The organism is Aliirhizobium wenxiniae (assembly GCF_014201355.1).
GTDB lineage: Bacteria > Pseudomonadota > Alphaproteobacteria > Rhizobiales > Rhizobiaceae > Neorhizobium > Neorhizobium wenxiniae.
This window is the reverse complement of record NZ_JACHEG010000001.1, coordinates 561,515-580,068: the sequence shown is the minus strand read 5'-3', so window position 1 is coordinate 580,068 and position 18,554 is coordinate 561,515. Positions and strand designations below refer to the sequence as shown.

Here is an 18,554-nt window from a genome sequence, read left to right as displayed (position 1 = left end):
TAGGCCCAGCGGATCAGAAGTCTGGGGGACATGTGTGACTGCTAGGAATATCGATCATCTCGTTTTGCCTGTGGGGAATCTCGGCAAGGCACGTGAGCGGCTGTCGTCTTTGGGTTTCACTGTCGCGCCTGACGGCGCGCATCCCTTCGGTACGGCCAATGCCTGTGTTTTTTTTGAAGACGGTGCCTATCTGGAGCCACTGGCTGTTGTGGATAGGCGCAAAGCAGGGGGCCATGCCAAGAAAGGCAATGTCTTTGTCGAGCGCGATCTGGAGTATCGCGGTCGCCGCGGACGTGAAGGCTTGTCGGCCATCGTGGTCTCCAGCGAAGACGCGTCGAACGATCATCGGCATTATGTCGCGGCCGGAATTTCCGGCGGTGAGCCTCTCGAATTCGGCAGAGCCGTAAAGTCCCCGGGCGGTGACGAGGTCGAAGCTCGTTTCCAGCTTGCTTTTGCCGCGATGGATAGCGCGGCCGATTTCTTTGCTTTCTCCTGTCAGCGGCTGGTATCTTTCCCGCAGGATATGGCTGAATTGCGTGTCCATGCCAATTCGGTCGCCGGTTTGAAGGACGTCGTTTTGGCAAGTGATGATCCGCATGCTTCGGTTGCCTTTTTTGACAATGTGCTGCGAGCGCCGGGTGTCGAAGTTGAAGGCGGACTGGCGTTCCAGACTGAAACGGGAGCAGTGCGCGTTCTCAGGCGCGAGCAGATTGCGCATGACTTCGGTCTTCCTGTCGAGGGGGTGGCTGCCGGGTTGGTGGCGGAGGCAGTGATCTTTCGCAGTCTTGATCTGGCCGTGACAGAGATCATCCTTGCTGCTAATGACGTCGCATTCATTCGCCGGGATGGTCGCGTTCTCGTATCGCCGTCGCCCGGCCAAGGCGTTTTGTTCGGCTTCGAGGAATAAGAAAATGGCAGTTCCCCCCAATTCAGCAGTGTCAGTCGGTGAAGGCGACAAGAAGGTCGTGTTCTGCAATACGGACCGGCTTTCGCTGATTGCGGGACCTTGCCAGATGGAAAGCCGCGACCATGCCTTCATGATCGCCGGTACGCTCAGCGAACTCTGCGGCAAACTCGGCATCGGGCTGGTCTACAAGTCTTCCTACGACAAGGCGAACCGCACGTCGATTTCCGGCAAGCGCGGTATCGGGCTTGAAAATGCGATGGAAATCTTCGCCGACCTGAAGAAGGAATTCGGCTTTCCGGTCCTGACCGACATTCACACGGAAGAGCAGTGCTCGCTCGTCGCGCCGACCGTCGATATCCTGCAAATCCCGGCATTCCTGTCGCGCCAAACCGATCTCCTGGTCGCAGCCGCCAGGACCGGCCGGGCGATCAACGTCAAGAAAGGTCAGTTCCTGGCCCCTTGGGACATGAAAAACGTCCAGGCGAAATTCACCGAAAGCGGCAATCCGAATGTGATGCTGTGTGAACGCGGCGCCTCCTTCGGTTATAACACGCTCGTCTCCGACATGCGTTCTCTGCCGATCATGGCCTCGCTCGGCTCGCCTGTGATCTTTGACGCCACGCATTCGGTGCAGCAGCCGGGCGGGCAGGGCGGCTCCAGCGGTGGCCAGCGCGAATTCGTCGAAACGCTGGCGCGTGCGGCCGTCGCAGTGGGTGTTGCCGGCGTATTCATCGAAACCCATGAGGATCCCGACAACGCTCCGTCGGATGGTCCGAACATGGTGCATCTGAAAGACATGCCGCGGCTGCTGGAAAAGCTGATGGCTTTCGATGCTGTGGCCAAGGCTGCCTGAACTTCAAAAAAAACGCTTGAGCGTTGTCAAAGCGCAGAAAGCGCGCGCACTGTAATTGGCGTGTCATTGAACGTGATACATTTTCAATGACCGCATGGACTTAACTCTGAGGAGAGACCCTTGACTGCTATTACCGATATTATCGCTCGCGAGATCCTCGATAGCCGTGGCAACCCGACCGTCGAAGTCGACGTCTATCTGGAAGACGGCTCGATGGGCCGCGCCGCTGTTCCGTCGGGAGCATCGACTGGTGCCCACGAAGCTGTCGAGCTGCGCGATGGCGGCAAGCGCTTTGGCGGCAAGGGTGTCGAGAAGGCCGTTGAAGCGGTCAACACGGAAATCTTTGATGCCATCGGCGGCTTCGATGCCGAAAGCCAGATCCATATCGACAAGACGATGATCGCGCTCGACGGCACGCCGAACAAGTCGCGTCTCGGTGCAAACGCCATCCTCGGCGTGTCGCTGGCCGTTGCCAAGGCTGCCGCCGAATCGGCCGGCCTGCCGCTTTACCGTTACGTCGGTGGCGCTGGCGCGCACATCCTGCCGGTTCCGATGATGAACATCATCAATGGCGGCGCACATGCCGACAACCCGATCGACTTCCAGGAATTCATGATCATGCCTGTCGGCGCTGAAACGCTGAAGGATTCGGTACGGATCGGCGCGGAAATCTTCCACGTTCTGAAGAAGGAACTGGCGTCCCAGGGTCACAACACCAACGTTGGTGATGAAGGTGGTTTTGCGCCGGGCCTGAAGAGCGCTCCGGAAGCTCTCGACTTCATCATGAAGTCCGTCGAAAAGGCCGGTTACAAGCCGGGCGGCGATGTGTTCCTCGGCCTCGATTGCGCTTCGACCGAGTTCTTCAAGAACGGCAAGTACGAGATGGAAGGCGAAGGCCGTACGCTCGAGCCGGAAGCCATGGCCGATTATCTCGCAGAGCTGGCCGGCAAGTACCCGATCATCTCGATCGAAGACGGCATGGCTGAAGACGACTGGGAAGGCTGGAAGTACCTGACCGACAAGATCGGTTCCAAGGTTCAGCTGGTCGGCGACGACCTGTTCGTCACCAACTCCGCACGTCTGCGCGACGGCATCAAGATGGGCGTTGCCAACTCCATCCTGGTGAAGGTCAACCAGATCGGTTCGCTGACGGAAACGCTCGACGCTGTCGAGACCGCTCACAAGGCTGCCTACACCGCCGTCATGTCGCACCGCTCGGGCGAAACGGAAGATTCGACGATTGCCGATCTCGCCGTCGCTACCAATTGCGGACAGATCAAGACCGGTTCGCTGTCGCGTTCGGACCGTCTGGCCAAGTACAACCAGCTGATCCGTATCGAGGAAATGCTCGGCCCGCAGGCCGTTTATGCCGGCCGCTCGATCCTGAAGGGCTAAGCAATGGTCGGCCGAAAAGGCCGGTCTTGCGAAAGCTGAAAGACATTGGAAAAGCCCGCGTCCACGACGCGGGCTTTTTTCATATCTGCGCTGCACCGCGGCAAGCGAAACGAATGCTTAAGCAAGTTCTGCGATTTTCATTCGTATCCCCGGGACGATGAATCGCTCCCGCCGTGTAAGCTCAAGGCGTTAGAACAGGCATGTGGACAAGACATCACAAACAAAGAAAGTTTGGCCGTTTCATCCTGCCTGCAATCACAGTCGCGTTTCTTTCCTATTTCGGGTATCATTCCATCCATGGTGATCTCGGTCTTATTGCGACCGAGGAGTTCGAAAAGCAGCGCATAGCACGCAGCAGCGAGCTTGCGGCGCTCACTGCCAAGCGCGAAGCATTGGAACGTCAGGTTCACCTGATGAGTGATGGCTCACTCGATAAAGACATGCTCGATGAAATTGCGCGTTATCAACTAAATGTCTCTCGCTCGGACGAAATAGTCATATTTAACAATTATTTCTGAGTTAACCGAATTTCGGTTAACTTGTTTTTCGTGATTTATTTCAGTGGCTTATGCGGAATGAGAGCCATGCAAATATGTCATTGCTGGGGCGGCTTTTCTTCCCTATGTTAGTTGCAGAAACCCGAGCGGGTTGAGGTGTGCATTCGCTTGCCTTGATGCCGTTCTTTCAATGCAGCACATAGGGAGGGATCGATGGCGCAAACCAAATCCGCGTCTGCATCCGGCCGCAAGCCAGCGGCAAAATCTGCCAGCAAAACAGTCTCGAAGGAATTCACCGGCAAGAATACGCCGGAATTCGGCAAGGACGACGATCTGCATGCGTATCGCGAGATGCTGCTGATCCGTCGCTTCGAAGAGAAGGCCGGCCAGCTCTATGGTATGGGCTTCATCGGCGGTTTCTGCCACCTCTATATCGGCCAGGAAGCTGTCGTCGTCGGCATGCAGATGGCGCAGCAGGAGGGTGATCAGGTCATCACCGCCTATCGCGACCACGGCCACATGCTTGCTTGCGGCATGAGCCCGCGTGGCGTCATGGCCGAGCTTACCGGTCGTCGCGGCGGCTTGTCGAAGGGCAAGGGCGGCTCGATGCACATGTTCTCGAAGGAGAAGCATTTCTACGGCGGTCACGGCATCGTCGGTGCGCAGGTCTCGCTCGGCACCGGTCTCGCCTTCGCTAACGCCTATCGCAACAATGACAGCGTTTCGGTTGCCTATTTCGGCGACGGTGCTGCCAACCAGGGCCAGGTCTACGAGAGCTTCAACATGGCTGCTCTGTGGAAACTGCCGATCATCTATATCGTCGAGAACAACCGTTACGCCATGGGTACGTCGACTGCCCGTGCAACCGCACAGTCGAACTATTCGATGCGCGGCGTCGGCTTCGGCATTCCGGGCGTCCAGGTGGACGGCATGGATGTGCGCGCCGTCAAGGCTGCCGCCGACGAGGCGCTCGCCCATTGCCGCGCCGGCAAGGGTCCGATCATTCTCGAAATGCTGACCTATCGTTACCGTGGTCACTCCATGTCCGACCCGGCAAAGTACCGCTCCAAGGAAGAAGTGCAGAAGATGCGCTCGGAGCAGGATCCGATCGAACAGGTTCGCAACCGTCTGCTCGAAAAGGGCTGGGCGTCTGAGGACGAACTGAAGGCGATCGACAAGGATATCCGCGACATCGTCACGGATAGCGCCGACTTCGCCCAGAACGATCCGGAGCCGGATGCATCCGAGCTCTACACCGATATCCTGCTCTAAGCGCGGGGAGGAAAGAACCTATGCCTATCGATATCCTGATGCCTGCGCTTTCTCCGACAATGGAGGAAGGCACGCTTTCCAAATGGGTCAAGAAGGAAGGCGACACCGTCAAGTCTGGCGATGTCATTGCCGAGATCGAGACCGACAAGGCGACCATGGAAGTGGAAGCCGTCGATGAAGGCGTGATCGGCAAGCTGCTGGTCGAAGCCGGCACCGAAAACGTCAAGGTCAACACCAAGATTGCGATCCTGCTCGCCGAAGGCGAAAGCGCCGATGCGATCGGTTCTGCCGCTCCGGCTGCCGAAGCCCCGAAGGCTGAAGCTCCGGCTGCCGAAGACGCGAAGCCCGAATCTGCTTCCGTCCCGGCTCAGCCGAAGGTCGAAGTTGCTGCCGATCCGGACATTCCGGCCGGCACCGAGATGGTTTCGACCACTGTTCGCGAAGCTCTGCGCGACGCGATGGCGGAAGAAATGCGCCGCGATGGCGACGTGTTCGTCATGGGTGAAGAAGTCGCCGAATATCAGGGCGCCTACAAGATCACCCAGGGCCTTCTGCAGGAATTCGGCGCCAAGCGCGTTGTCGATACCCCGATCACCGAACACGGCTTTGCCGGTATCGGTGTCGGTGCGGCCATGTCCGGCCTGAAGCCGATCGTCGAGTTCATGACGTTCAACTTCGCCATGCAGGCGATCGACCAGATCATCAACTCTGCTGCTAAGACGCTTTACATGTCCGGTGGCCAGATGGGTGCTCCGATCGTGTTCCGCGGTCCGAACGGCGCTGCTGCCCGCGTTGGTGCACAGCACAGCCAGGACTTTTCCTCGTGGTATAGCCAGATCCCAGGCCTCAAGGTCGTCATGCCGTACACGGCTGCCGACGCAAAGGGTCTCTTGAAGGCTGCTATCCGCGATCCGAACCCGGTCGTCTTCCTCGAAAACGAAATCCTCTACGGTCAGCATTTCGACGTGCCGAAGCTGGATGACTTCGTTCTGCCGATCGGCAAGGCGCGCATCCACCGCAAGGGCAAGGACGCAACGATCGTCTCCTTCGGTATCGGCATGACCTATGCCGTGAAGGCGGTTGCCGAACTCGAAAAGGAAGGCATCGATGTCGAACTGATCGATCTTCGCACGATCCGTCCGATGGACCTGCCGACCGTTATCGAATCCGTCAAGAAGACCGGTCGCCTCGTCACCGTCGAGGAAGGTTACCCGCAGAACTCGGTCGGCACCGAAATCGCCACCCGCGTCATGCAGCAGGCCTTCGACTATCTCGATGCCCCGGTTCTGACGATTGCCGGCAAGGACGTTCCGATGCCCTACGCCGCCAACCTCGAAAAGCTGGCTCTGCCGACTGTCGGCGAAGTCGTCGAGGCGGTCAAAACCGTCTGCTACAAGTAAGGGAAGGGTGATAGGATGCCTATCAACATCACCATGCCAGCCCTTTCTCCGACCATGGAAGAGGGCAACCTCGCAAAATGGCTGGTCAAGGAAGGCGATAAGGTAAAGTCCGGCGACGTGATCGCCGAGATCGAAACCGACAAGGCAACGATGGAAGTCGAAGCCGTCGACGAGGGCACGATCGCCAAGATCGTCGTTCCTGCCGGTACTGAAGCGGTCAAGGTCAACGCCCTGATCGCCATCATTGCCGAAGAAGGCGAAGATCTTGCCGCCGCTGCTGCCGGTGCGGGTTCCGCTCCGAAGGCGGAAGCGCCGAAGGCTGAAGCCGCAAAGGCTGAAACCGCTTCGGAAGCTCCGAAAGTGCCGGTTACCGACGCTTCTCCGGCACCATCGACGCCTGTTCCGGTTGCCGATGGCAAGCGCGTGTTTTCCTCGCCGCTCGCCCGTCGTCTCGCCAAGGAAGCCGGTCTCGATCTGTCCGCCGTCACCGGCACCGGTCCGCATGGCCGTGTCGTCAAGGCAGACGTCGAAAAGGCTGCAGCCGGCGGCGCCAAGGCTGCTCCCGCTGCTGCTCAGGCAGCCGCACAGGCTCCTGCTGTCGCAAAGGGTCCGTCGGACGAAAGCACGCTCAAGCTGTTTGCTGAAGGCTCCTACGAGCTTCTGCCGCATGACGGCATGCGCAAGACGATCGCTGCACGCCTGACGGAATCGACCCAGACGGTTCCGTCCTACACGGTATCGATGGATTGCGAACTCGACGCGCTGATGGCTCTGCGTGCAGAGATCAACAAGTCGGCGCCGGTGAAGAAGACAGAGAAGGGCGAGGTTCCTGCCTTCAAACTCTCCGTCAACGACTTCATCATCAAGGCGATGGCTCTGGCGCTGCGCGACGTTCCGATGGCAAACGCCTCCTGGACCTCGACGGCACGCGTGCTGCACAAGCATTCCGACGTCGGTGTTGCCGTTTCCATTCCGGACGGCCTGATCACGCCGATCGTTCGCAAGGCTGAAACCAAGGCTCTGTCGGTCATCTCCAACGAGGTGAAGGACATGGCCAAGCGTGCCCGCGACAAGAAGCTGAAGCCGGAAGAATACCAGGGCGGCACGACTTCCGTGTCCAACCTCGGCATGTTCGGCGTCTCTTCGTTCACCTCGATCGTCAACCTGCCGCAGGCCTCGATCGTGTCGATCGGCGCCGGCGTCGAGAAGCCGGTCGTTCGTGGCGGCAAGATCGAAGTTGGTACGGTGATGTCGGCGACCTTCGCCTTCGACCACCGCGTCATCGATGGCGCGCTCGGTGCGGAACTCGCTTCCGCCTTCAAGCGCTACATCGAAAACCCGATGTCGATGCTGGTCTAGCGGCAAAAGGACGGCGGGATGAGGACCGTTCTCTGCTTCGGCGACAGTCTCACCTGGGGGTTCTCCCCCGAAGGAACGGGACGGCACGTTTTCGAGGATCGCTGGCCAAGCGTCCTCGGGGCTGCCCTCGGGTCTGGCGTGAGCGTGATCGCGGAAGGATTGAACGGTCGCACCACCGGCTATGACGATCATCTGGCCGATTGTGATCGCAACGGCGTGAAGAACCTTCCAACGGTGCTTCACACCCATCAGCCGCTTGATCTCGTCGTCATCATGCTCGGCACCAACGATATGAAACCGGCGATTGCCGGGACCGCCCATGCGGCCCGCGCCGGCATGCAAAGGCTCGTGGGGCTGATCCGCCACCACGATTATTCGTTTGACTATGACGCGCCGGATATTCTCATCGTATCGCCGCCACCGCTCTGCGAAACGGCTGATCCGGTGTTTTCGGCGATGTTCCGGGGCGCGATCGAGGAATCGTCGATGCTCGCCTCGCTCTATCGCGATCTTGCTGATGATCTCGGCTGCGGTTTCTTCGATGCAGGTTCGGTTGCGCGTACCAGTCCGGCTGACGGCGTGCACCTGAATGCAGAGGAAACTCGGGCAATTGGTCGCGGTCTGGAGCCGATCGTTCGAATGATGCTTGGCCTTTGATTTGGATCAACGGAGGTATTTTTAGGCGGACCTAGCGTGGACACTTCCTCACTAATAAAGGGATTTGTTCCATGTCTGGCACGCTGCATGAACTGGTCGCAGAATTTCCGGATTTCAGGGCGCTTGTGCGCCATCTCCAGGAAACGGATGGGCATTTCGCCCGCCTTTGCCGGAGTTATGAAGATCTGAGCCGGAGGGTTCATCTGGCCGAGAGACGTAACGAGCCCGCAGGCGATGCAATGCTCATCGACATGTGCAAGCAGCGCAGGCAGCTCAAGGAAGAAATCTACGGGATGCTGGTTCAACCTGAACCGGAAGCTGAAGTGATCAAGCTGGCGGTTTGACCGTCAGGCGCTTCCATCCCGTGAAGACCCAAGGTGTTCGCCGGGGTCTCGACAGAAGAGGATTGGAAGCGCTCATGTCCAACGCTTATGACGTTATTGTAATCGGCTCCGGCCCTGGTGGTTATATCGCCGCGATCAGAGCCTCGCAGCTCGGCATGAAGGTCGCGGTCGTCGAACGCGAACATCTTGCCGGCATTTGCTCCAACTGGGGCTGCATCCCGACCAAGGCGCTGCTTCGCACCGCTGACGTGCTGCATACCGCGACCCATGCCAAGGATTACGGCCTGACGCTCGAAGGCTCGATCAAGCCCGACGTCAAGGCGATCGTTGCCCGTTCGCGTGGCATTGCCGCTCGCATGAACAACGGCGTCGGCTTCCTGTTCAAGAAGAACAAGGTCGACATTATCTGGGGCGAAGCCAAGCTCACCAAGCCGGGCGAAATCGTCGTCGGCAAGTCGACCAAGCCGGTCGTCCAGCCGCAGGGTCCGGTTCCGAAGAACACGCTGGGCGAGGGCACCTACACCGCCAAGCACATCATCGTCGCCACCGGCGCGCGTCCGCGCGCGCTGCCGGGCATCGAGCCGGATGGCAAGCTGATCTGGACCTATTTCGAAGCGATGAAGCCGGAAGAGCTGCCGAAGTCGCTGCTCGTTATGGGCTCGGGCGCCATCGGCATCGAATTCGCCTCCTTCTACCGCACCATGGGCGTCGACGTTACCGTCGTCGAAATCATGAGCCAGGTCATGCCGGTCGAAGATGCGGAAATCTCCGCCTTCGCCAAGAAGCAGTTCGAAAAGCAGGGCATCAAGATCCATCTTGAAGCCAAGGTCGCCAAGGTTGAGAAGGGTGCAAACTCGATCACCGCGACGATCGAAAAGAAGGACGGTTCTTCCGAGAAGATCACCGCTGACCGGATGATCTCGGCTGTCGGCGTTCAGGCCAATATCGAAAACATCGGCCTTGAAGCTGCCGGCGTGAAGACCGAGCGTGGCTTCATCGTCATCGACGGTTACGGCAAGACCAACGTTCCTGGCATCTACGCGATCGGCGACGTTGCCGGTGGCCCGCTGCTCGCTCACAAGGCCGAGCATGAAGCCGTCGTCTGCGTCGAAAAGATCGCCGGCCTGCCGAACGTGCATCCGACCGACAAGAGCAAGATCCCGGGCTGCACCTATTGCAACCCGCAGGTCGCCTCGGTTGGTCTAACGGAAGCCAAGGCCAAGGAACAGGGTCGCGACATCCGCGTCGGTCGCTTCTCCTTTGCCGCAAACGGCAAGGCCGTGGCGCTCGGCGAGGACCAGGGCATGGTCAAGACGATCTTCGACAAGAAGACCGGCGAACTCTTGGGCGCCCACATGGTCGGTGCTGAAGTCACCGAACTGATCCAGGGCTTTGTCGTCGCGATGAACCTCGAGACGACCGAAGAAGACCTGATGCACACGATCTTCCCGCATCCGACCATTTCGGAATCGATGAAGGAAAGCGTGCTCGACGCCTATGGTCGCGTTCTGAACGCTTGATAACCATGTCCCTTGAAAGGGACAGCAGGCGCTTCCCATCTGTGATGGGGAGCGCCGGACTAAGGTGCAAATCCTTCATGGAGGAATGATGGAAAGCGTTGGTTGGATCGGAGCGATCATCATCGGCGGGCTGGCTGGTTGGCTTGCCGGCAAGATGATGGACATACGCTTCGGCATCTTCATGAACATCATTCTCGGCATCGTCGGATCGGTGGTCGCGCTTGCCGTGCTGAACACATTCGAAATCCCGGTAAAAGACAGCCGGCTCGGCTATTTCGTGACGGCTTTCCTTGGCGCGAGCCTTTTGCTATTCGTCGCCAAAATCGTCAGGCGCTAATGTAGCAGGCGGGCACGTCATGCCGCGCAAACATTTGCCGCGGTTCATGCATAGAGACTTTCCGAACGGACAACATGCTCCGACATGAATGCGGAGCTGAAAGCAGGATTTCATGGTCACCATTCTCGACAGGACCAATCTCTCCGATGAGAAGCGCGTCCGCCATCCGGAAAAGGCGCATCGGCCCGATACCGAAGTGATGCGCAAGCCGGACTGGATCCGCGTCAAGGCGCCGGTGTCGAAGGGTTACCAGGAAACCCGCGCGATCGTTCGTGAAAACAAGCTGGTGACGGTCTGCGAAGAGGCGGGCTGTCCCAACATCGGTGAGTGCTGGGACAAGAAGCACGCTACCTTCATGATTATGGGCGAAATCTGTACCCGCGCCTGCGCGTTCTGCAATGTCGCGACAGGCAAGCCGAACCCGCTCGACATGTCCGAACCGGAAAGCGTCGCACGCGCCGTAAAGGAAATGGGGCTGCAACACGTCGTCATTACCTCCGTCGACCGTGACGATCTGGACGATGGTGGTGCGGAACATTTCGAAAAGGTGATCTGGGCAATCCGTGCCGCATCACCGCTGACGACGATCGAAATCCTGACGCCGGACTTTTTGAAGAAGCCCGGTGCGCTGGAGCGCGTTGTCGCCGCCAAGCCGGACGTCTTCAACCACAATATGGAAACCGTTCCCGGCAATTATCTCACGGTTCGCCCAGGCGCCCGGTATTTCCACTCGATCCGGCTTCTGCAGCGGGTGAAGGAACTCGACCCGACGATGTTTACCAAGTCCGGCATCATGGTCGGGCTGGGCGAAGAGCGTAATGAAGTGCTGCAGCTGATGGATGACCTCAGAACGGCAGATGTCGACTTCCTGACCATCGGCCAGTATCTGCAGCCGACGCGCAAGCATCACAAGGTCGAGAAATTCGTCACGCCGGAAGAGTTCAAGTCTTACGAGACTGTGGCCTATACGAAGGGCTTCCTGATGGTCGCTTCGAGCCCGCTCACGCGTTCGTCGCATCACGCTGGTGACGACTTTGCCCGGTTGCGGGCTGCGCGTGAAAAGAAGCTACTGGCTGCCGCCGAATAAGGCGGCAACCTCTTTCACTGGTTATTCAGCGGCCTCGATCTTGGGGCGCTTGTCCTGGCCATGCCTGCGTTCACGCAGCGTGCCCTTTTGCCCTCGCGCTTCGCCTTTTGCCATTTCGATGAAATAGGCGAGCACTGGCATGCCATTCATGTCTGCAAGCTGCTTTGCTGATTCCAGCAGCTTTATCATCTGTGCGAAATCGTCCATGGGTATGCGTCTTTCGGATCGATAGATTTTAGAATGTTGCAATGCACCAATATAGGCAGGATTGCGACGAGGGAATATTACAACTCCCCTCAAGCTACATTAAATTTCTTTAACTTGAAAATCGTCAAACCGAAGGTGTGCGTTGCAAGGGACACATATCAGGTGGGAAATCAGTTGCATATTGTCAATCTGGAGGACGCAGCAGGAGTGCTCCACACTTGCGAGCGCGTGCTTGTGATCGGCTGTTCGGGAGGCGGTAAGTCGACGCTTTCGCGGCGATTGAGCGATCATTTGCAGATGCCCTATATCTCGATGGATCGGGATTTTTACTGGCTACCGGGCTGGGTGAAGCGGGATCGCGAGACGACGCGAGCCTTGATTTCGGAAGCGGTGTCCCGAGATCGCTGGATCATGGATGGCACGGGTTCATCTAGTTTCGAGTTGAGGATGCCACGAGCCGGCGCAATCATCTGGGTGCGGATGCCGCGCTGGCTTTGCCTCTGGGGTGTTTTCTCCCGAAGCATTCGCCATTCGGGGCGGACGCGGCCTGACATGGCGCCGGGATGTCCGGAGAGGTTGGCCGATCGTGAGTTCCTGTCGTTCATCTGGAATTTCGAGCGGCAAACGTCACCAAGGATCGTGGACGGGGTTCGGCGTTTCAGTCCTGACTGTCCCGTACTGATCCTGACCTCCCGCAGGCAGATGCGGCAGCTTCTCTCCCTTGTCGGGGCTTGATCTTCCAAAGGCCTCAGCTTAACTCCACGTCATGCCAAAATTTGAAATTCGCCGCCCGGTCAAGCACAGCCCCGAAAAGATGTACGCCCTCGTCGCGGATATCGAACGCTATCCGGAATTCCTGCCGCTTTGCGAGGCGCTCAGCATCCGCAGTTCCAAGGAGAGGGACGGCAAGACTCTGCTGCTGGCCGACATGACCGTGGGCTACAAGGCGATCAAGGAAACCTTCACAACTCAGGTGCTGCTCCATCCGGCCGAACAGGCGATCGACGTCAAGTATATCGAGGGACCGTTCAAGTATCTCGACAACCGCTGGCGTTTCGAGCCGCCGGCCGATGGCGGTGAGGGCTGCGTCGTGCATTTCTACATCGACTACGAGTTCAAGAGCATGATTCTTGGCGCGCTGATGGGCTCGATGTTCGATCGCGCTTTTCGCATGTTCACCGATGCTTTCGAGACGCGCGCGGACAAGATTTACACTGCAGCCTGAGAGCCGCTCAAACGCCTGCCACTTCGATCAGCATTTCAAAGGCCGTGCGCAGGGTTGCAAGGCGCACTTCGTTGCGGCCTATATCACCGTAGCGCATTTCCCGATGCAGGATCGTACCAGCGCGGCTGCGCGCCGCGATGTGTACGAGGCCGACAGGTTTTTCCGCCGATCCGCCGCCAGGTCCGGCGATACCCGTCACGGCGATGGCAATATCGGCGCGCGAGCGGAAAAGGGCTCCCTGAACCATCTGAAGTGCAGTCTGCTCCGATACGGCGCCATAAGCCTTCAGCGTCGCGGCATTGACGCCCAGCAGATCCATCTTGGCTTCGTTGGTATAGGTGATGAAGCCGCGGTCGACCACGGCGGAGGAGCCGCTGATATCCGTCAACGCGCCGACAATGAGGCCGCCGGTACAGGATTCGGCTGTGGAGATCATCAATCCGCGTTCGGCGAATGCCCAGACGATCCGGCGTGCGTCATCTTCTATGTCTATCGGAAAAAGGCTCATGCCTGCGATCCGCGATAAACGACGGTGGCCGTTGCGATGGCGGCTATTCCTTCGCGGCGGCCGACAAAGCCGATCTTCTCGTTGGTCGTTGCCTTTACGGAGCAGCGGTCGAGCGAAATACCGAGAATTGCCGCCATGTTCTCGCGCATCTTGTCGCGGTGAGGGCCGACTTTCGGTGCCTCGGCAATCAACGACACGTCGGCATTCATGATCGTGCCGCCTTTTTCTCGCACGATTTTTGCCGCGTGGTCGAGGAAGATCTTTGAAGGTGCTCCTTTCCACTGCATGTCGGAGGGCGGGAAATGGTCGCCGATATCGCCGGCGCCGCATGTGGCGAGCAGTGCGTCGGTCAGGGCGTGCAGCGCTACGTCCGCATCCGAGTGACCGGACAATTTCTGGTCATGGGGAATGAAGACGCCGCAAAGCGTCACGCCATCACCCGGTACGAGCTGATGCACGTCATAGCCGTTGCCTGTTCGGACGTCGGGGAGGAGGGCGTTTGCTGAGAGCCTTTCATCGGCCATGGTCATGTCTCGTTTCACGGTAAGCTTGATATTATCGACGGAGCCTTCGACGATTGAAACCGACAGTCCGGACCATTCGGCGATTGCCGCGTCATCGGTAAAATCGTCGCGGCGAAGCGCCGCAGCCTTTTCATGCGCAGAGCGGATTTCCGAGAGCAGGAAACTTTGAGGCGTCTGGGCGGCATAAAGTCCTGAGCGCGGAACCGTTTCGTGTACGAGGCCATCATTGCCGCTGCGTTTCAATGTGTCGGTGACGGCGACGGCCGGCAGGACGGCATCGACTCCGTTGTCGAATGCTTCAGCAATGCGATCGAGCATTGCGTGATCGACGAAGGGGCGTGCTGCATCATGGATCATCACATGGGTTGCTTCGGTGGCGGAGAGAGCCTTGAGGCCTTCATAAACAGAGCGTTGCCTTGTATCTCCGCCGAAGGCGAGAGTGATGTCCGACGCCGCAAGCCCGGCTGTCGCGGCCGCATACAGTTCCTCGTCGTCCGGATGTATGACGACCACGATCGGTCCACGTCTTTGCCAGCTAAGAAAGGTGTCGAGCGTATGGGCGATAACCGGCCGGCCGCCGATCGGACGGTATTGCTTCGGCCCCTCGTCCGGTGAGCCAACTCTTTCCCCTCGTCCTGCCGCGACGATGACGATGCCGATTGTCATGGAGTTGCTGTTCCCGTCCTGTAGTGGATTTCTTCAATATCGATTTGGATTGACAGGGCGAGAACTATAGCCTCAAAAGCCGTATTTCCAGCACGTCGCTTAAAAATAACGCAGTTCCGGAATTGCTCTTGGCAAACGCTCAAGAGCTGAATAAAAATAGTGCATAATGCGGACTTGCCTGAAAGATCATCAATTGCATTGCAGCGACCTTGCCAGACCATTTCAGATCGGATCGGTCACTATCCGCAACAGGGCAGTGCTCGCGCCGATGTCGGGAGTAACCGACCTTGCTTTCCGTAAGCTTGCATGGCGCTTCGGAGCGGGCCTTGTCGTCACCGAAATGGTGGCGAGCCGCGAGCTTGCGATGAACAAGGGTGAATCCTGGGCGCGACTGAAGAATGCCGGCATGACGCCGCATATGGTGCAATTGGCCGGTCGCGAAGCCTATTGGATGGCAGAGGCGGCAAAGATCTCGGCCGATAACGGCGCCGACATCATCGATATCAACATGGGATGTCCCGCCAAGAAAGTGACCGGCGGTTATTCCGGATCAGCCCTGATGCGGGACCCGGATCACGCGCTGTCGATGATCGAGGCAACGGTGAAGGCCGTTTCCGTCCCGGTCACGGTGAAGATGCGGCTGGGTTGGGATCATGACAGTCTCAACGCTCCACTGATTGCGCAGAGGGCGCAGGAGGCGGGTGTTCAGCTTGTCACCGTGCATGGACGTACCCGTATGCAGTTCTACGAAGGCAAGGCGGATTGGGACGCCATTCACGCCGTGCGCGATGTGCTCTCCATTCCGCTGATCGCCAACGGTGACGTGCAGACGCCCGAAGATGCGACGGACATCCTTCGTCGGTCGGGTGCGGATGCAGTCATGGTCGGTCGCGGCGCGCAGGGGCGCCCCTGGCATGTCGGCTGGCTTGCGGGCCATGCGGCACCGGCGGTCGATGAAATCTGCGCCATCGTTATCGAACATTATGAGGCGATGCTCGAGTTCTACGGCGTCGAGGCCGGGCTCAGGCATGCCCGCAAACATCTCGGCTGGTATATCGAACGTCAGGATTGCGACATCGCGGCAGAGGACAAGGCCGCCATCATGATGTCTCGTGATCCTGCTGATGTTATCCGCCGCCTTACATCCGTTTTCGAAAACGGCGCATCACTATCGGCCCGCAAGGAGGCTGCATGACAAAATCCGCTGTTCAGGACGCTGCCCATGGGCAGGCGCTGGCAATGGCCGTTCTCAATTCCGTACAGAATCCGGTCATTCTGGTTGATCCTGCGGGAAAGATTGCGTTTGCCAACTGGGAGGCAGAAGCCTTTTTCGGGGCAAGCGCACCGCATCTGGCCAAATACAAGATCTCGAGTTTCATTCCATTCGGAAGCCCGCTTCTGGCGCTGATCGATCAGGTGCGAGAGCGCAAAGCGCCGGTGAATGAATATCGCGTAGACCTGTCTTCGCCGAAACTCGGCCAGGAAAAGCTGGTCGATCTTTACGTTGCGCCGGTCGTTAGCGAACCGGGCTCTGTCGTCGTGGTGTTTCAGGAACGCTCGATGGCTGACAAGATCGATCGCCAGTTGACACATCGGGCGGCCGCACGTTCCGTGACCGGGCTTGCCTCGATGCTGGCGCATGAGATCAAGAACCCTCTCTCCGGCATCCGTGGTGCAGCGCAGCTGCTGGAAACTGTCGTGCCGGATGACGACCGTCCATTGACGCGGCTGATCTGCGACGAGACCGACCGGATCGTATCGCTGGTCGACCGGATGGAGGTGTTTTCCGACGAGCGCCCGGTTGACCGCGTGCCGCTCAATATCCATTCCGTGCTCGATCATGTGAAGGCTGTGGCCAAGGCCGGCTTTGCCCGCGAGATCAAGATTTCGGAAATGTACGACCCGTCGCTGCCGCCGGTCTATGCCAATCGCGATCAGTTGGTGCAGGTGTTCCTCAACCTGATCAAGAATGCGGCCGAGGCTGTGGACGGCCAGCCAGACGCAGAGATCATGCTGACGACGGCCTATCGTCCCGGTATTCGTCTTTCTGTTGCTGGCACGCGTGAGAAGATTTCTCTGCCGCTGGAATTTTGCGTTATCGACAATGGTCCCGGCGTGCCGGCAGACCTTGTTCCCAATCTCTTCGATCCGTTCATCACCACCAAGACCAACGGTTCAGGCCTCGGCCTTGCGCTGGTCGCCAAGATTATCGGCGGCCATGGCGGCATTGTCGAATGCGACAGCCAAGCGCGCCGGACCATATTCCGTGTTCTGATGCCCATGCACAAGGAAGAGGCCGGTGACGGCCGCGCCTTGAACTCCACAGGAAGCGAAACATGACTGCCACGATCCTTGTCGCCGACGACGACGCGGCCATCCGTACCGTCCTGAACCAGGCCCTGACCCGGGCCGGTTACGAGGTACGCATCACGTCGAATGCCGCCACACTGTGGCGATGGGTTTCGGCCGGAGAGGGTGATCTCGTCGTGACCGACGTCGTCATGCCGGACGAAAACGCCTTCGACCTTCTGCCGCGCATCAAGAAGGCGCGGCCCGATCTGCCCGTGCTCGTGATGAGCGCGCAGAACACGTTCATGACGGCGATCCGGGCATCGGAAAAGGGTGCCTATGATTATCTGCCGAAGCCGTTCGACCTGACCGAGCTGATCGCTATCATCGGCCGCGCCTTGGCTGAGCCCAAGCGCAAGCCCGCGCGTCTCGACGACGACATGCAGGACGGCATGCCGCTGGTCGGTCGCTCTGCAGCGATGCAGGAAATCTACCGTGTTCTCGCCCGTCTGATGCAGACGGACCTGACGCTGATGATCACCGGTGAGTCCGGTACAGGCAAGGAACTGGTTGCCCGCGCGCTGCACGATTACGGCAAGCGCCGCAACGGCCCGTTCGTGGCGATCAACATGGCCGCCATTCCGCGCGATCTGATCGAATCGGAACTGTTCGGTCACGAGAAGGGCGCCTTTACCGGTGCGCAGAACCGCTCGACCGGCCGGTTCGAACAGGCCGAGGGCGGCACGCTGTTCCTCGACGAAATCGGCGACATGCCGATGGATGCACAGACGCGCCTTCTGCGCGTGCTGCAGCAGGGCGAATACACGACCGTCGGCGGGCGTACTCCGATCCGCACCGACGTGCGCATCGTCGCGGCTACCAATAAGGATCTGAAGCACCTGATCAATCAGGGGCTTTTCCGCGAAGACCTGTACTATCGCCTCAACGTCGTGCCGCTGCGCCTGCCGCCGCTGCGCGATCGTGCCGAGGATATTCCCGACCTCGTTCGCCACTTCATGCAGATGGCGGAGAAGGAAGGTCTCGACGGCAAGCGTTTCGACAACGAGGCGCTCGACGTGATGAAGGCCTATGCCTGGCCGGGCAACGTGCGCGAGCTGGAAAACCTGGTGCGCCGCCTGATGGCGCTTTATCCGCAAGAGGTGATCACGAGGGAGATCATCGATACGGAATTGCGGTCGGACGTGCCCGACAGCCCGATCGACAAGGTAAGTCCGCGCGGCGGCTCGCTGACCATTGCCCAGGCGGTGGAAGAAAACATGCGGACCTATTTCGCAGGGTTCGGCGACAACCTGCCGCCGCCTGGTCTTTACGATCGTGTCCTGACCGAAATGGAATATCCGCTGATCCTTGCTGCGCTGACTGCAACCCGTGGCAATCAAATCAAGGCGGCGGATCTGCTTGGTCTCAACCGTAACACGCTTCGCAAGAAGATCCGCGAACTCGGCGTTTCGGTCTATCGCAGTTCGCGTTCCGCATAGCAGGTTAA

20 protein-coding genes are annotated in these 18,554 nt (G+C 58.9%); 17 read left to right on the top strand and 3 right to left on the bottom strand.

The window, feature by feature from the left end:
• The first annotated feature begins 34 nt into the window (after window positions 1-34).
• The 12 genes from HNQ72_RS02895 (at window position 35) to lipA (ending at window position 11,628) form a co-directional block, all read left to right on the top strand.
• Window positions 35-907 (top strand): VOC family protein, encoded by an 873-nt coding sequence (locus HNQ72_RS02895; RefSeq protein WP_183989481.1) that lies wholly within the window; start codon window positions 35-37, stop codon window positions 905-907.
• A 4-nt stretch (window positions 908-911) separates the two neighbouring features.
• Entirely contained in the window at window positions 912-1,760 is an 849-nt protein-coding gene (gene kdsA / locus HNQ72_RS02890) for a 3-deoxy-8-phosphooctulonate synthase (RefSeq protein ID WP_183989480.1), read from the top strand.
• A gap of 120 nt (window positions 1,761-1,880) precedes the next feature.
• Complete coding sequence (gene eno, locus HNQ72_RS02885; protein ID WP_183989479.1) at window positions 1,881-3,155, top strand: phosphopyruvate hydratase; 1,275 nt, start codon at window positions 1,881-1,883, stop codon at window positions 3,153-3,155.
• A 200-nt stretch (window positions 3,156-3,355) separates the two neighbouring features.
• On the top strand, window positions 3,356-3,673 hold the full coding sequence (locus HNQ72_RS02880; protein ID WP_183989478.1) for an FtsB family cell division protein: 318 nt from the start codon (window positions 3,356-3,358) through the stop codon (window positions 3,671-3,673).
• Between the two features lie 192 nt (window positions 3,674-3,865).
• Entirely contained in the window at window positions 3,866-4,924 is a 1,059-nt protein-coding gene (gene pdhA, locus HNQ72_RS02875) for a pyruvate dehydrogenase (acetyl-transferring) E1 component subunit alpha (protein WP_183989477.1), read from the top strand.
• 20 nt (window positions 4,925-4,944) lie between these two features.
• Window positions 4,945-6,324, top strand: a complete 1,380-nt coding sequence (locus HNQ72_RS02870; RefSeq protein WP_183989476.1) for a pyruvate dehydrogenase complex E1 component subunit beta — start codon at window positions 4,945-4,947, stop codon at window positions 6,322-6,324.
• A 15-nt stretch (window positions 6,325-6,339) separates the two neighbouring features.
• The gene (locus HNQ72_RS02865) at window positions 6,340-7,683 is read left to right on the top strand and encodes a pyruvate dehydrogenase complex dihydrolipoamide acetyltransferase (RefSeq protein WP_183989475.1); all 1,344 of its coding nucleotides are present in this window, start codon (window positions 6,340-6,342) and stop codon (window positions 7,681-7,683) included.
• A gap of 18 nt (window positions 7,684-7,701) precedes the next feature.
• Complete coding sequence (locus HNQ72_RS02860; protein WP_183989474.1) at window positions 7,702-8,340, top strand: SGNH/GDSL hydrolase family protein; 639 nt, start codon at window positions 7,702-7,704, stop codon at window positions 8,338-8,340.
• 71 nt (window positions 8,341-8,411) lie between these two features.
• On the top strand, window positions 8,412-8,684 hold the full coding sequence (locus HNQ72_RS02855) for an HP1242/YdcH family protein (RefSeq protein ID WP_183989473.1): 273 nt from the start codon (window positions 8,412-8,414) through the stop codon (window positions 8,682-8,684).
• 74 nt (window positions 8,685-8,758) lie between these two features.
• Window positions 8,759-10,204, top strand: coding sequence for a dihydrolipoyl dehydrogenase (lpdA, locus tag HNQ72_RS02850; protein ID WP_183989472.1), 1,446 nt, complete (start codon window positions 8,759-8,761; stop codon window positions 10,202-10,204).
• A gap of 88 nt (window positions 10,205-10,292) precedes the next feature.
• Window positions 10,293-10,541, top strand: coding sequence for a GlsB/YeaQ/YmgE family stress response membrane protein (locus HNQ72_RS02845; RefSeq protein ID WP_183989471.1), 249 nt, complete (start codon window positions 10,293-10,295; stop codon window positions 10,539-10,541).
• A gap of 112 nt (window positions 10,542-10,653) precedes the next feature.
• Window positions 10,654-11,628 carry a lipoyl synthase gene (lipA, locus tag HNQ72_RS02840; RefSeq protein WP_183989470.1) on the top strand — a complete coding sequence of 325 codons (975 nt, stop codon included), beginning with the start codon at window positions 10,654-10,656 and terminating at the stop codon, window positions 11,626-11,628.
• A gap of 21 nt (window positions 11,629-11,649) precedes the next feature.
• Here the strand turns inward: lipA and HNQ72_RS02835 are convergent, their stop codons facing one another.
• The gene (locus tag HNQ72_RS02835) at window positions 11,650-11,835 is read right to left on the bottom strand and encodes a hypothetical protein (RefSeq protein ID WP_183989469.1); all 186 of its coding nucleotides are present in this window, start codon (window positions 11,833-11,835) and stop codon (window positions 11,650-11,652) included.
• Window positions 11,836-11,868: 33 nt separating this feature from the next.
• Here HNQ72_RS02835 and HNQ72_RS02830 point away from each other — a divergent pair, with 33 nt between their 5' ends.
• Complete coding sequence (locus tag HNQ72_RS02830; RefSeq protein ID WP_246450197.1) at window positions 11,869-12,570, top strand: P-loop NTPase family protein; 702 nt, start codon at window positions 11,869-11,871, stop codon at window positions 12,568-12,570.
• Window positions 12,571-12,601: 31 nt separating this feature from the next.
• Window positions 12,602-13,060, top strand: a complete 459-nt coding sequence (locus HNQ72_RS02825) for a type II toxin-antitoxin system RatA family toxin (protein WP_183989468.1) — start codon at window positions 12,602-12,604, stop codon at window positions 13,058-13,060.
• 7 nt (window positions 13,061-13,067) lie between these two features.
• Here the strand turns inward: HNQ72_RS02825 and HNQ72_RS02820 are convergent, their stop codons facing one another.
• Window positions 13,068-13,568: a CinA family protein gene (locus HNQ72_RS02820; RefSeq protein ID WP_183989467.1), complete on the bottom strand. Its 501-nt coding sequence runs from the start codon at window positions 13,566-13,568 to the stop codon at window positions 13,068-13,070.
• Complete coding sequence (locus HNQ72_RS02815; RefSeq protein WP_183989466.1) at window positions 13,565-14,758, bottom strand: bifunctional 2-C-methyl-D-erythritol 4-phosphate cytidylyltransferase/2-C-methyl-D-erythritol 2,4-cyclodiphosphate synthase; 1,194 nt, start codon at window positions 14,756-14,758, stop codon at window positions 13,565-13,567. Before HNQ72_RS02815 ends, HNQ72_RS02820 begins: the two co-directional genes overlap by 4 nt.
• 166 nt (window positions 14,759-14,924) lie before the next feature.
• Here HNQ72_RS02815 and dusB point away from each other — a divergent pair, with 166 nt between their 5' ends.
• From dusB to ntrC, 3 genes are read left to right on the top strand one after another with little or no spacing between them, the layout of a single operon-like run.
• Complete coding sequence (gene dusB, locus HNQ72_RS02810) at window positions 14,925-15,953, top strand: tRNA dihydrouridine synthase DusB (protein ID WP_183989465.1); 1,029 nt, start codon at window positions 14,925-14,927, stop codon at window positions 15,951-15,953.
• The gene (locus HNQ72_RS02805; RefSeq protein WP_183989464.1) at window positions 15,950-17,098 is read left to right on the top strand and encodes a two-component system sensor histidine kinase NtrB; all 1,149 of its coding nucleotides are present in this window, start codon (window positions 15,950-15,952) and stop codon (window positions 17,096-17,098) included. Before dusB ends, HNQ72_RS02805 begins: the two co-directional genes overlap by 4 nt.
• The gene (gene ntrC / locus HNQ72_RS02800; protein WP_183989463.1) at window positions 17,095-18,546 is read left to right on the top strand and encodes a nitrogen regulation protein NR(I); all 1,452 of its coding nucleotides are present in this window, start codon (window positions 17,095-17,097) and stop codon (window positions 18,544-18,546) included. The genes HNQ72_RS02805 and ntrC overlap by 4 nt, the downstream gene beginning before the upstream one ends.
• Window positions 18,547-18,554: the final 8 nt, after the last annotated feature.

Bases quoted from the DNA above. Each gene is read 5' to 3' on its own strand.
- dusB (WP_183989465.1), top strand. From the start codon at position 14,925: ATGCGGACTTGCCTGAAAGATCATCAATTGCATTGCAGCGACCTTGCC.
- HNQ72_RS02860 (WP_183989474.1), top strand. From the start codon at position 7,702: ATGAGGACCGTTCTCTGCTTCGGCGACAGTCTCACCTGGGGGTTCTCC.
- HNQ72_RS02820 (WP_183989467.1), bottom strand. From the start codon at position 13,568: ATGAGCCTTTTTCCGATAGACATAGAAGATGACGCACGCCGGATCGTC.
- HNQ72_RS02805 (WP_183989464.1), top strand. From the start codon at position 15,950: ATGACAAAATCCGCTGTTCAGGACGCTGCCCATGGGCAGGCGCTGGCA.
- HNQ72_RS02825 (WP_183989468.1), top strand. From the start codon at position 12,602: ATGCCAAAATTTGAAATTCGCCGCCCGGTCAAGCACAGCCCCGAAAAG.
- HNQ72_RS02815 (WP_183989466.1), bottom strand. From the start codon at position 14,758: ATGACAATCGGCATCGTCATCGTCGCGGCAGGACGAGGGGAAAGAGTT.
- HNQ72_RS02845 (WP_183989471.1), top strand. From the start codon at position 10,293: ATGGAAAGCGTTGGTTGGATCGGAGCGATCATCATCGGCGGGCTGGCT.
- HNQ72_RS02830 (WP_246450197.1), top strand. From the start codon at position 11,869: ATGTTGCAATGCACCAATATAGGCAGGATTGCGACGAGGGAATATTAC.
- lpdA (WP_183989472.1), top strand. From the start codon at position 8,759: ATGTCCAACGCTTATGACGTTATTGTAATCGGCTCCGGCCCTGGTGGT.
- HNQ72_RS02855 (WP_183989473.1), top strand. From the start codon at position 8,412: ATGTCTGGCACGCTGCATGAACTGGTCGCAGAATTTCCGGATTTCAGG.
- HNQ72_RS02870 (WP_183989476.1), top strand. From the start codon at position 4,945: ATGCCTATCGATATCCTGATGCCTGCGCTTTCTCCGACAATGGAGGAA.
- pdhA (WP_183989477.1), top strand. From the start codon at position 3,866: ATGGCGCAAACCAAATCCGCGTCTGCATCCGGCCGCAAGCCAGCGGCA.
- HNQ72_RS02880 (WP_183989478.1), top strand. From the start codon at position 3,356: ATGTGGACAAGACATCACAAACAAAGAAAGTTTGGCCGTTTCATCCTG.
- ntrC (WP_183989463.1), top strand. From the start codon at position 17,095: ATGACTGCCACGATCCTTGTCGCCGACGACGACGCGGCCATCCGTACC.
- HNQ72_RS02835 (WP_183989469.1), bottom strand. From the start codon at position 11,835: ATGGACGATTTCGCACAGATGATAAAGCTGCTGGAATCAGCAAAGCAG.
- HNQ72_RS02865 (WP_183989475.1), top strand. From the start codon at position 6,340: ATGCCTATCAACATCACCATGCCAGCCCTTTCTCCGACCATGGAAGAG.
- kdsA (WP_183989480.1), top strand. From the start codon at position 912: ATGGCAGTTCCCCCCAATTCAGCAGTGTCAGTCGGTGAAGGCGACAAG.
- lipA (WP_183989470.1), top strand. From the start codon at position 10,654: ATGGTCACCATTCTCGACAGGACCAATCTCTCCGATGAGAAGCGCGTC.